This is a genomic window from Desulfobotulus alkaliphilus (assembly GCF_007830435.1).
Classification (GTDB): domain Bacteria; phylum Desulfobacterota; class Desulfobacteria; order Desulfobacterales; family ASO4-4; genus Desulfobotulus; species Desulfobotulus alkaliphilus.
Genome location: NZ_VLLC01000031.1, coordinates 24,331 through 37,502 on the forward strand (window position 1 = coordinate 24,331; position 13,172 = coordinate 37,502).

At 51.0% G+C, this 13,172-nt stretch carries 7 protein-coding genes; 4 read left to right on the forward strand and 3 right to left on the reverse strand.

Going from position 1 to position 13,172, the window contains the following annotated elements; translation table 11 throughout:
* Positions 1–182: 182 nt before the first annotated feature.
* The 3 genes from LZ24_RS14400 to LZ24_RS14410 are packed head-to-tail and all read right to left on the reverse strand — an operon-like array spanning position 183 to position 7,266.
* Complete coding sequence (locus LZ24_RS14400; protein ID WP_144686355.1) at positions 183–5,261, reverse strand: glycosyltransferase; 5,079 nt, start codon at positions 5,259–5,261, stop codon at positions 183–185.
* A complete protein-coding gene (locus tag LZ24_RS14405) occupies positions 5,258–6,475 on the reverse strand; it encodes an ABC transporter ATP-binding protein (RefSeq protein WP_144686357.1) in 1,218 nt (405 codons plus the stop codon). Before LZ24_RS14405 ends, LZ24_RS14400 begins: the two co-directional genes overlap by 4 nt.
* On the reverse strand, positions 6,472–7,266 hold the full coding sequence (locus LZ24_RS14410; RefSeq protein WP_144686359.1) for an ABC transporter permease: 795 nt from the start codon (positions 7,264–7,266) through the stop codon (positions 6,472–6,474). The genes LZ24_RS14405 and LZ24_RS14410 overlap by 4 nt, the downstream gene beginning before the upstream one ends.
* 372 nt (positions 7,267–7,638) lie before the next feature.
* On the opposite strand from LZ24_RS14410, the gene LZ24_RS14415 reads away from it, so the two are divergent.
* The 4 genes from LZ24_RS14415 to LZ24_RS14430 form a co-directional block, all read left to right on the forward strand.
* A complete protein-coding gene (locus LZ24_RS14415) occupies positions 7,639–8,934 on the forward strand; it encodes a TolC family outer membrane protein (RefSeq protein WP_144686361.1) in 1,296 nt (431 codons plus the stop codon).
* Between the two features lie 15 nt (positions 8,935–8,949).
* Positions 8,950–10,671, forward strand: a complete 1,722-nt coding sequence (locus tag LZ24_RS14420; protein ID WP_144686363.1) for a type I secretion system permease/ATPase — start codon at positions 8,950–8,952, stop codon at positions 10,669–10,671.
* Positions 10,672–10,745: 74 nt separating this feature from the next.
* Complete coding sequence (locus tag LZ24_RS14425; protein WP_144686365.1) at positions 10,746–12,056, forward strand: HlyD family type I secretion periplasmic adaptor subunit; 1,311 nt, start codon at positions 10,746–10,748, stop codon at positions 12,054–12,056.
* 773 nt (positions 12,057–12,829) lie between these two features.
* Positions 12,830–13,172 (forward strand): DUF4214 domain-containing protein (locus LZ24_RS14430; RefSeq protein ID WP_186443173.1); only part of this gene is annotated, 343 nt, incomplete at its 3' end.

Genomic DNA, 13,172 nt, shown 5'->3' on the forward strand with positions numbered 1-13,172 from the left:
CAACGCCCTGTTACGGCTTCCTGTCATAGACGAACTGTTGTGGGATTCAAATTCATTGTAATATTATGATCAAAATTATCTTTTTAGTTTTTGAATTTGAAGGGTTAGGTTTGATTTGCTCAGGAGCTGCAAAAATGATCAGTGGTTTTCTGAGAGCCTTCGCCCTTTCCATCTGGTTTAAATCAGGACTGCTCCATTGCCATAAGGCAGCTGGCTGTAACGTTTTTCCACGAGTTTTCCGACGCATACCCAACAGATGCACAGGACAGTGCGTGATATTTATCAGGTGAGTTTAGAATTTTAAGAATAGCTTCTGCAATCCTGTCTGCGTCTGGCTCAACAGTGAAGGCTGCATCCCTTATTTCATCAAAAATTTTAGCTGTAGATACAATTACGGGGAGCCCCACTGCAAAGCAGTCACTTGCTGAGGCGCTTCCGCCTTCATCGCTTGACAGGTATGGAAGTACGGCCAGATCACAATTGGAAAGTTTTTCAAGAACTTCTTTTTTTTCCAGAAAGCGGGTATCAAAGTTGACGGCATGTTCCAGACCAAGAGTGTGAACCATTTTTTTACAAGCCAGCAGTTCTTCTCTGGAGTCTTCACTGGGGTATAATGCGCACTGGATTTTAAGTTTTGTACCGGGAAATTCAGAAAGCACCTTTTTCATTGCAGAAATCAGGGTGCGGACACCTTTATGCTTTCTTAAAAATCCATTGGTTACGATTACAGGAGGCGTTTTTGACATATCTCTGTCGTATATATTTTTTGTTTTCAGCGGTTCCTGATGATCAATACCCAGAGGGAGGAAATCCAGAAGAACACCATCTTTTTCTGCTTCGATAATTTCTGATTTGCGATGTGAGAAGAGTACAATGCCAAGCTGGTTCAATGTAGAAAAGGCATCTGCGCTGGTGCTTGTGTAATTGTGAACGATAATAAGGGGTTTTATTCGATGTCTTACGCATTTTCCGGTAAGGGAAAGCAGCATTTTTTCTGAAAAAAATGCCGGATGATATTGAATGATGATTGCCTCACTACCCCAAGAGGTCAGTTGGTCAAAGATGTCATCTTTAAAAAAAGTTCCTGTCCACTTTTTATTATCCAGATACCATGAAATAATGTGATCAGGCGTATTTTCGAGGGGGTTTTTTTTCTCAAGTGCCGAGACACAGGTCAGTATGAGATTGCTGCACCCATGATCATATAGCGTTTCCGCTATTTTTTTTGCATATTCTCCGATGCCGCATTTTAGGCCTGTGGTGGACAGGTGTGCAATTTTATATGTTTTTTTCTTTTTGTCTAAGGTAAGAGTCCTGCTTTTGCTGATCCACAGCTTGCGGAACTCACGTCCCAGCCTTGGTGATATTTTTTCCCATGAGTACAGCTCCTCAACTAACAGCCGGTTTTGAGAGCCGAGTTCATCCAGTTTTTTTGATTGTCCATGCATGCCTTTTATAAGGGATGACATGTCCTCAATTTCTGCCAGCAAAATACCTGCGACATCCTTTGTTGTAATACCGCGAGCTCCTGTTGGCGTTGTAATAACAGGAAGTCCTGCAGCCATAAAGTCAAACATTTTTATGTTTGTTCCAGAGCCTGAGATCATTGGATTGATGGCAAAATCGCTTGTGTGAAGCCAGTCGGTCCGCTGCTCATCACTGACATAACCAACGAGGCTTACATTTTCGGGCGGGCTGGACTTTATTCCGTTACAGACACTGCCTGCGATGACAAAATGTACATCCGGGCATTCCGGGGCTATGATATCCAGAATCGTGTTGGCAGCCTCCAGGTTTGGGGCGTAGTTGCTTCCAATAAAGAAAGCTGTCAATGATTGCTTCGTTTTGAAGTTCAGCTGTTTTCGGGCTTTATTCTTTTGATCCGGCGAAGGAGGCATAATATTATCGGTGAAAACGCCATTGGGAAAAACTTTGATACGCGTTTTTTTCCAGTTGTACTCATCCATAAAGCCGTGAACGTCTTCATCCGAGCATGCAAGGATTAAATCTGCCCTGTCTCCGGCCAGTTGCTCTGTGCGTGCTACTTCTTCAATTATTTCAAGTTGAAAAGGGTCGTTTTTATCAAGGATCTGTGCCCTCAGTCTTTTTTCGATGTTATGTGAATCGTATACAACAACCTTATCCTGCAATATTTTATCTTCCACCAGTGGTGCTACCCACGGGTGCGAGAACACAACAATATCTGCCCAGCGAACTGTCGATATGACTTCTTCTGTGTACTCTGGAGAAAGGTGTGCCTGTTTTGGAAACAGCATATCAATCACAATCCTGTTACCGGCTTTTTTACAGGCTTTTGCAGCAGCAGCGTGGTGTTTATTGCTTAAAGGGATGTTAATTTCCTCAAGGGTTGGTGTTATATGGTGACGCCTGTATTTTTCACCCTGCCAGTCATATGTACCAATATAGCGTGCTTCTAAATGATTGCCAAGGGCGTGGTAAAGTCCCAGGAGGCGCAATCTCCCGCCACCAACTGCAGGAATGATTGGCTGCATGTCTAAGATTGCAACCTTTAATTTTTTGTTGTCTTTTTTTATTTGCCCAAAGCGGGTGCTGAAACCACCCGCTTCGAGTAGCCGGGAAGCCACTTCAGGCCATTGAATTTTTGCAGTTTTTGCATAACCAGCTTTCCCTAGTGTTTTAGCCAGTTCACGGTTGTTCCAGAGTTTTTCAAATGCAGTACGAAGGGATTTTTCGTCAGGGTCGCACACAAAGCCAGTGTGGCCATCGGTAACAAACTGATTTGGTTCTCCTGAATCCGTGCAGGTTATTACTGGCTTTTCAGAGGCGAAAGCTTCCAGCGTGACGTAGCCATAGTCTTCACGGATGGGTATAAATGGGACAGCCAGCGCACTTGCATAGAGTTTTTTTAATGTTTCATCATTAACATAACCAAGAAATTCTATTCTTGGATCACCGCCTGCAAGGTCTTTCAACCCCTGTTCTGCTTCACCCGTACCGGAAATGACCAAACGCATCGGTAAGCAGGAGCCCTTAACAGCCTTGATTGCGAGGTCAACCCTTTTCCATGCATGCAAACGGCCCGGCATGAAAAAATAGTCACCGTATTCAGCGTTGTAGAGGCCTTTTAAATCGATTGGGGGGTGAAGTATTTCAGCGTCAACACCATTCCAGTATCTGAGTCTTTCAGCCACTTCATGACCGATTGCAAAACGCATGTTTATTTTTGATAATGCTTCGGTATCCGTTGTGTGTATCCATTTTTGCTGTTCAGCAAGCCGGGTATCTTGTTGGGGAAATGTTGCATCAAACATGTCATAGAATACGCGGATAGTGTGAACAAGGTACATTACATGGTTGTGGTGACGGACTGCAAATGTGGGGGCTTTTGTGGAAATGACCATATCATAGGAGCTGAGATCCAGCTCTTGTGTTTTTATATAACCCTTTTGAATGCTTTCAAAGCTGGATTCATCAAACTCAAGGCTAAGGATTTCAGCATCGCAGCCCAGATCCGTCAGTGCCTTTACCAGCCCGGAATAGAGTCTTTCAGCGCCTCCCTGCGTTCCGTCAGGTGATACCGGAGTCAGAATGGCTATTCTTTTTTGGTTCTTGTAATTTTCATTGGATTTTCTTTGATTTTTTTTAAAAAGGTGATTGTTTGATTCGGGATCTGATTCCTTGCTCTCAGTGCCATGAAAGGTAAGCAGCCCTTTGATAAGGGCAAACTGCCGCAAATGAGCAAGCAGGGCGGGAAATCTCCGGAGGCGGGCAGTCAGCCAGTACCGGAGGCCGGGTCTGCCCAGGGCAAAGCGCATCAGTCCGGCAAGTATCGGTCGCAGACAGGCTTTTATGATGCGGAAGGGAAGAGCCAGCAGCCAGCCTGCAAGCAGACGCAGCCAACGGAGTGGTGCCGTAAGACGCCAGGAAGAACTGCTTAAAAGATCACTGACACGCTGTTCTGCAGAAGTGGCGCGCAGGTGCCAGTGATGGGCATTCTCCACAGACTCACTGAGCTGGCGGGTGATGCCATCCGTTTGTGTACGCAGCGTTTCAATTTCAGCCTTGTGGATATCGTTGTGGTGGCGCAGCTCCTCCAGCTGAATTTTCAGTTCACCGGCTTCCTGCCTGCTCCCTTCCAGCTGTTGCTTCAGTTCCTGAGCATTTTGTGTCAGCGCAATCTGTTGCCCACGGAGTTTTTCAGCCTGTCTGGCCAGCTCTTCTTTGTCTTTTAGGGTAAGTTCATAGCGGACTTCCATTTCTGCGGCACGGATACTGATCTGCCGAAGCTCTGTTTCTGACTGCCGGGCACGGTTTTCTTCCTCCTCAGCACGCCGGGTCCACTGCAGTCTCTGCTGGTCCAGCTGCCCGGCAAGGGTTTCGGTTTTTGCTGCCCGCACCTCCGCTTTGTGAAGTTCTTCAAGGAGTTTTCTTGTATCACCCTCTTGCTCAAGGATTCGGGAGAGAGAATGGCGCAGTTCGTATTCCTGTCGGGAGAGTTCTTCCATGCGGTGTGTTATCCCTTTTAATTCCTTTTCTAAAGCCTGATCATAGCGTTCTGCAATCTGATTCAGTGAAATACCGTAGTCCGTTTCAAACAGGGAATCAAAGGATTCAGTGATTTCACGGGTAGCTGGTTTTTGTGCCACGATGGCATAGTCGGGGCTTACGCCGCTCAATACATGGAGCAGTCCGGGGCGTTCCATGGTGTGGAGCGTCGGGTTTTCCTGTAGTCGTAGTATTTTATGGCGAAAAAAACCGGTCAGCTCGGTGACAAAGGAGAGCAGGGTGTAGGGTACCGGCCGGATATGCGTAGGGTCAAGGAAAAAATAGTGGGTACCCACCACCAGATTTTCAGCATTGGGGGTTTCAAGGATCAGGAGACCACCGGGTCTCAGCACCCGGAGAGCCTCTTCAACCAGAGTCTGCGCACGGCTGAAATCTATGTGCTCAATGATATGGAAACCGGTTACTACGCTCAGGCTGCTATCGGGCTGAGTCTGCAGGGCTTCGATGGCATCCCATTGAACTGTGTCGAGATTGAGCTGGTGGCAGGCTTCGAGCATGCCGCTGTCCAGATCTACACCACAGGCCTGAACCCCAAGGCGTCTCATGAGTACCAGCCACTCACCCCGTCCGCAGCCAAGATCAAGGGCTGTGCAGGGGGTATGCAGCAGCTTAAGCTTTTCGATAAAGGGGGTGTATGCTTCAAGGCGTCCGAGGATCAGCTCCTGCGAACCTCTGTAGCGGTTTTCAAAGGCGCGGTAAAAATTAGAACTCATCGTCTGCACTCCACATGTGGCGGCATCCAGGCGACACCCACAAAGGTTGGATGTGACGTATTGACAATATTGAACATCAGGGCCATATCAAGCCAGTGATAATTGCGTTCAAGGTGGGTGTCTGCAATGTGCAGGGCGGCAGACACCGAGTAGGAACCCAGCCCAAGCCGTGCAGGAAAACGGAAACGGTACTCAAGTTTTTCCCCAGCCCGGAGATCGTACTGGGTCTGGTTAAGATAGAAGGTGTTGGTTCCGTAAATCTGCTGGCCGAGGCGGTCTTTGATCACATAGCCCAGCACCAGTTCAGGTACAGGCTGATGAATTTCTGCTTTGATGCACAGGCAGATATCTTCGCCTACGGTAACATATTCTATGGGTTCATTGTGGATATTACGAAGGCTGATTTCAGTAATTTTAGCCTCTCCCGTTCCAGAGCTGGTCTGGGTGCTGCCGTTATCAAGGCGGCGGACCTCTACCGTGCTGTTTTCTTTTTCGGCAATAATGGCATTGTACAGATCAATAACTTCTTCCGGCGGACCATCTTTGATAACCGTGCCGTTTTCCAGAAGAAGGGTGCGGGTACACAAGGCCAGTATGGATGAAGGGTCATGGGTCACAATCAGCAGCGTGGTGCCCTGTTTCTGAAATTTTCGGATGCGTTCAAAGCTTTTATGCTGGAAATAGGTGTCTCCCACGGAAAGGGCTTCGTCCACAATCAGAATTTCGGGACGGAAGGCCGTTGCTACGGCAAAGGCCACACGCACCTGCATACCACTGGAGTAGGTGCGCACCGGCTGATCGAAGTATTCGCCGATTTCTGCAAAGGCCTCAATGTCCGGCATGGCTTCCATAATCTGTTTGTGTCCATAGCCCATGAGTCCGGTGGAATGGAGGACGTTTTGCCGCCCGGTGAGTTCGGGGTTGAAGCCCATGCCCAGCTCCAGAATAGCTGCCGTACGGCCCTTGACATGAACTGTGCCTTCCGTTGGCTGCAGGGTACCGGCGATCATTTTCAAGAGGGTGGATTTGCCCGCACCGTTTTGTCCCATGATGCCTATGGCTTCGCCGGGGCGGATATCAAAGCTGATATGGCGAAGTACCCAGCATTCTTCCGAAGGCCTTGCAGGTAAGCCAAACCAGCCTGCAAAGCGACGCCATTCCGAGCGGTAGGTCCGGTAGGCCTTTCCGAGATTTTGAACGCTCAGCAGTGTCATAGCGCATCCACCATTTCAGGGGCTGCACGGCGGAACATGAAGAGGCTGAGAAGAAGAAGCGTGACCGCAACCCCCATGGTGATGACAATGGACTGAATGGGTGGGGGGGTGCCATAAACCAGAACATTGTGATAGGCACTGACGATCGGCAGCATGGGATTGTATGCCAGAATGCCCTGCAGGGTATCCGGTACAATTTCTATTGGATAAACAATGGGAGTAAACCAGAAGAGTGCCTGAAGAATGATGGGGGTTATCTGGCCGACATCCCGTACAAACACATTAAAAGTGCCGAGAATCAACCCTGCTCCCAGTGCCAGTGAAGCATTGACCATTGTGAGCGGGATGAGCCACAGCACTTCAGGTCCGGGTACGTGGCCCAGCAGTGCAAAAACGACAAGCACTGCTGCCAGCAGAAGTGTGTAGTTCAGCAGGCATGAGCCTGCAACGATTACCGGCATGGTGATTCGGGGAAAACGTATTTTTTTCATAAGGTTGCCATTATCTATAAAAAGGGTGAGGCAACGGCCGATGATTTCGGTAAACAGGCTCCAGGCGGTGATACCTGCCGTGAGATAGAGCGCATATGCGTATGGGTTATCAATTCCCGGAAGTTTGGCAGCCAGTACATTGGACAGGATAATGGCATAAATGCCTACCTGGGCAAGTGGGTTGATGACCATCCACAGCCCCCCCAGCTTGCTGCGGGCAAAACGGGCAACGAACTCATTGCGTATGGATGAAAAAATAAATCCCCGGTAGGCCCAGATGCTGTAAAAAAAAGTAAGCATAATGAAGTCGGTCCTGAATAAAGCCCGCAGTTTTAGCTGCCTAAGGGTTGGTCTGCTTCCATTATAATGATTTCCTTTGTGAAACAAGGTTTTTTCGGGTAGCAGGGATAGGGTATGTCCTGTATGTCACAGGCAGCAGATGCTTATACCAAGTCAGGTCAGCCGTCAAGCATGGAGCCTGCCCGTCCGTTGCTCAGCGCTTTTATGACGCGAGGACAGCTTGTGAAGTTGCCCGGGAGTTATGCCTTTCCTTTATGGGGGATGGTTTTCGGGGCCATGACCATGGTGGTTTTATGATTGACACCCGCCCTCTGAAGGGTCTATGAACATGGCGGCTTATGAGGTACCCCATTTCACACGAAGGACAGTCCCTTGCAATTTCTCTTTATTCCCCTTTTCATTTTATTCTCCCTTTCTGCCCATGCCCAGCCCCTTGATCTTGTGGAGGCATGGCGTCTTGCCCTTGAAAACGATACCCGTTATCAGTCAGACCTCCATGAAAAAAGGGCGGCAGATACCCTGAAGGCGCAGGGTCTTGCAGGCCTCCTGCCGGATTTTTCCGTCCACGGGAGTTTTACCCACTCGGATTCCGACCGCTTTAATAAATATGAAACCCGCAGTTATGGGGTTACCCTGCGCCAGCCCCTGATTCATCCGGAGCGTTATTTCCATTACAAAAAGACCGGGTTTCAGGCGGAGGCGGGTGGTGTGGCCTTTGCCATTTCCGCAGCAGAGCTGAAACTCCGGGTGGCGGAAGCCTATTTTGACCTTCTGGCCGCAGCCGATCAGGAGGCTTTGCTTCTGGCGGAAAAGGGAGCCGTTGCCCGTCAGCTGGAACAGGCCCGTGCCATGCAGGCAGGAGGCCTTGTGGACCTTGCGGATCTGCACGAAACCATGGCCGTATATCAGGATGTCCTTTCCCGTATCACCGAGGCTGCCAGTACCCGTCGCATCCGGGAAGGAAACCTTCACAAAATTACCGGTGTTCCCGTTTCCGGGCTCTATGCCCTGAGTGAAAGTGCGCTCTTTGATCTGCCGGAGCTTTCCCTGGAAGACTGGAAGAATATGGCCCTGAAGCACAACCTTACTATCCGTTACAGGGAATTTCAGCTGGATATGGCAAGGCAGGACCGAAACATGGCTGCCTCCCGTTACGGCCCCACCGTGGAGGCGGTGTTTCAGTACAGGGATACCAATGAGAGTACCCACTACAGGGGTGCCGAAGATACCATAGCCAGTGCCGCCGTTCAGATGAACTGGCCCCTTTTTTCCGGTGGAAGCACCCGGGCAAGGGTGAAGGAAACCCGTGCCATGATCGACAGGTATCTTTCTGATCTGGAAGGAGCCAGGCGGGAGGCGGAGCACAGGGTCAGTGAGGCCTATGCCAACATAGAAGGGGCCGTGGCCCGCATGAAGGCTCTGGCGGAGTTTCTCCATGCTGCGGAGGTGGCACTGGAGTCCGTGGCCCGGGGGGTAGCTGCCGGGATCAGAACCCCTGTGGATGTGCTGGATGCGGAGCGGCGCATCTATGATACAAGAAACCGCCTGCTGAAGGCCCGTTATGATTATGTGGTCAGTCACCTTGCCCTGCTTTTCCATGCCGGCGTTCTGGGAGATGATGATCTTGAAACCTTCAACCGGATGCTTGCACCCGCAATAAAAGAATGAGGGAAAACTTAGCAGATGAATAAAAAGAATCCAAAGGCAGGACAGGAGCAGAAGGGTGAACTTGCCAGCCTGCTCCTTACCTTTAAAACCACCTTTTTTTCTCTGGGCATATTCAGTTTCATCATTAACATGCTCATGATCGTGCCTGCGGTATATATGCTCCAGATCTATGACCGGGTGCTCATGAGTGCCAATCAGACCACCCTTCTTATGCTCACCCTTGTTGTGCTGCTGATGTATGTGATTCTGGCGGCGCTGGAAGGGGTCCGCAGCCGGGTCATGGTGCGTGCGGGCAATAAAATGGATGCCCAGATCAACCACCGGACCTTTGACACGGCCTTTGAAAAGGCCCTGAGGGGGGCTTCCGGCCGGGCCGGGCAGACCTTCAGCGATATGACCAATGTGCGCCAGTTCCTCACGGGTAACGGCCTTTTTGCCTTTTTTGATGCCCCATGGGCACCCATCTATCTTTTCATCATTTACATGCTCCACCCCATGCTTGGTGTTTTTTCAACGGTGGCTGCCCTCATTCTCATTTTTCTGGCCTTTGTCACGGAATGGGCCAGCCGCGCACCTCTGGGGGAGTCCAACAAAGCCTACAATTCGGCCAACACCTTTGCCAATATGAATTTCCGCAATGCCGAGGTCATTCAGGCCATGGGCATGCTGGACAATGTCCGTCGCCACTGGAAGCCCAAGCACGATGCCCACATTTCATGGCAGGCCATCGCCAGCGAGCGGGCAGGTACCATACAGGCCTTCACCAAGTTCATTCGTTTAAGTGCCCAGTCCCTCATTCTGGGCCTTGGTGCCTATTATGTGATCCACCATGAAATCACAGCCGGTATGATGATCGCAGGCTCCATTCTCATGGGAAGGGCGCTGGCTCCCGTGGAACTGCTCATTGGCACATGGAAGCATTTTGTGGGGGCCAGAGGGGCCTATCAGCGGCTGGAGGAGCACTTTGCCCTCTTCCCCGAAAGGGAAAAAAGCATGAAGCTGCCCCCGCCCAAAGGACATATTACCTGTGCAGGCCTTGTTTCCGTTGCACCGGGTACCAGCACCCAGATCCTTAAAGGCCTTTCCTTTGAGGTCCATCCCGGTGATACGGTGGGGATTGTGGGGCCAAGTGCTTCGGGCAAGTCCACCCTGGCAAGGCTTTTGGTGGGCGCATGGTTTCCTGCCCACGGAGCCATCCGTCTGGATGCGGGAGAAATCCATGCCTGGGATAAGGAGCAGCTTGGGCCCCACATCGGCTACCTTCCCCAGGACATAGAGCTTCTGGAGGGCAGCGTTGCCCAGAACATTGCCCGTTTCGGAAAGATTGATTCCGACGCCGTGGTGGATGCGGCGCAGATTGCCGGTGTCCATGAAATGATTCTCCAGTTTCCCGATGGCTATGAAACCTATATCGGCGAAGGCGGTACCGTGCTGTCCGGCGGCCAGCGCCAGCGCATCGGCCTTGCCAGAGCCATATATGGTCACCCCGTGCTTCTGGTGCTGGACGAGCCCAACTCCAATCTGGATGATGCCGGAGAAGAGGCCCTTGTTCAGGCACTGGCCCGGATGAAAAAGGAAAAACGCACCATCTTTGTCATTACCCACAAGACCAGTGTGCTCACCATGGTGGATAAGCTCATGATGCTTTCCGCAGGCCAGATTCAGGCCTTTGGTCCCAGAGATGATGTGCTGCGCTGGATACAGGAGCAGCGACAAAAAGAAATACAGGCAAAATAGTAAAAGGGGTCAGTCCCTTTTTTTAAAAGGGGGCTGACCCCTTTTACGCTACGAAGAGTGTTGAGAGGATTTCCATGCAGAACCCTGAACTGCCAAAACCGGACACCAATTCTGCTCCGGCCATTATCACCGGCTTTGCCATACTTATTTTTGGTTTCTTCGGCTTTGTCTTCTGGGCCGTCACTGCCCCCCTCGGTAAGGGCATTGTCTGCGAGGGTGTGGTTTCCGTGGAAACCCACCGCAAGGCCGTGCAGCACCTTTACGGAGGTATTGTGGATGAGATACGGGTGCGGGAAAACGAATTTGTTAAAAAGGGCGATCTTCTTATGCGCCTCAGTGACGTGCGGCCAAGGTCTGAATATGCCATGGTGCGCATGGAATACTTCAGCACCAAGGCCCGCCTTGCAAGACTTCGGGCCGAAAGGGCAGGGGCTTCTTCCGTTGCTTTTCCTGACATTCTTCTGGCAGAAACGGACAGCGAGGTAAAGGAGATCCTTGCCACCCAGCAGGCCCTTTTTGAGCGGCGTATGGGATCGCTCCAGAAGGAAAGGGAAATCCTTTCGGAAAACCTTGCCTCCCAGACCCGCTACACAGAAAATATGCAGGAGGTGCTGGAGGGCCGGAAAAAGCAGGCAGCCATCATCATGGAAGAGCTGGAGGATCTCCGGCCGCTGGCCGATGCGGGCCATTATCCCAGAAACAGGCTGTTAAGTCTGGAACGGGCACTGGAAGAGGTGAACACCCGCCATGCGGAAGATCTCTCCCTTGTGTCCCGTACCGAGGGTCAGATCGCCGAACTCAAGCTGCGACTGCTCAAGCTGGAACAGGATTTTTTACAGGATGTGGAAAACCGCATCAGTGAGGCCCAGAGCCGCCTTTCTTCCCTGAAAAATCAGTATGCCGCAGCCCTTGATATGTTGCACCGCACGGAGATTTTTTCCCCCGAGGACGGCATGGTCCTTGCCATGAGCGTGCACACCATCGGCGGGGTCATCAGTCCCGGCCAGAAGATCATGGAAATTGTTCCCAGCGATGCCAGCCTCATCATCGAAGCCCGTATCCAGCCAAGGGACATCGACAGGGTCCACGGCAACATGAAGGCGGATCTGCGTTTCAGTGCCTTTGATACCCGCAACACGCCCGTTCTGGAAGGGGATGTGGTGGCGGTGTCCGCAGACCGCCTCATTGATGAACGCACGGGCTATCCCTACTACCTTGCCCGTGTTACCGTGCCTTTAGAGGAACTGGAGCGGCTGGGCAGGGATAAGGAACTCTTGCCGGGTATGCCTGCGGAGGTGGTCATTAAAACCGGTGAGCGTACCCTCATGCAGTACCTCATTGATCCCTTCAGGGAAAGGCTCTTTGTTTCCTTTAAGGAGGAGTGATGTTTTCTTCTCTCCTTCCCTGCGGTGGCTGAGGCTCTCGAAGCCCGTACCCGGAAGCCCGGCGGCTGAGGTTCTCGAAGCCCGGTGGCTGAGGCTCTCGAAGCCCGTACCCGGAAGCCCGGCGGCTGAGGTTCTCGAAGCCCGGTGGCTGAGGCCCTCGAAGCCCGGTGGCTGAGGCCCTCGAAGCCCGTACCCGGAAGCCCGGTGGCAGAGGCCCTCGAAGCCCGGTGGCTGAGGCCCTCGAAGCCCGGCGGCTGAGGCTCTCGAAGCCCGGTGGCTGAGGTTCTCGAAGCCCGGTGGCTGAGGTTCTCGAAGCCCGGTGGCTGATGCAGCAGAACCTGAGACCGGCCCTGGAATCCCCCTCCCATACTCCGGCACCGGGAGGAAAAAAATCTGGCCGACAAAGGATAGTGCTTTGATAAATCAAGGAAAAGCGAGCTTTTTAACCATGAACTGTTTTTTGCTGCCGCAAACTTTTTTTTTGCGGCAATGCAAAAAAAAAGAAAAGACCTTGACACCTTTGCTCTCAGGATTTAAAAATGCAAACAATGGTTCAGGGCAGGATTCCGTTTGTATCTCCTGACTCAGGGGGCAACGGGCATCATTGTGAGGCAACTCAAACAAAAAAAAGGAGGGTTTCATCATGGCGACCGCTAACCCCTTTGTACTCAGGAGGTGGCCATAGAACAACGGTGGATTCTTAAACCAGCAGGAGCGGAAATTTTTTTCTATAATCAATCTGAATCTGAAACAAAAAAATGGAGAGGTTCACTATGAGTCTTGCAGCGAAAGATTACATTGAGTTGTTTACTGGTATTTATGGAAGAGCCCCTGAGCTTGATGAGCTTCAGATGTGGCGTGATCAGGGTCTTACAACCCGCCCTCAGGTAGCAGAGGCCATGCTTAATGTAGGCGGCCTTAGTGACGGCCTTTCTAATTATGGTGAAGATGCCCGGTTTGGTGGCATGAGTAACGAAGATTTTCTTATCGGTCTTTATGATAACTTCTTTAATCGTCTTCCGGATAATAGTGGATTTAACTGGTGGGTTAATCAGCTTGAAACCGGTGGCTTTACCCGTGCTCAGGCAGTGATGGCCTTTACTGATGCTGCCAAAA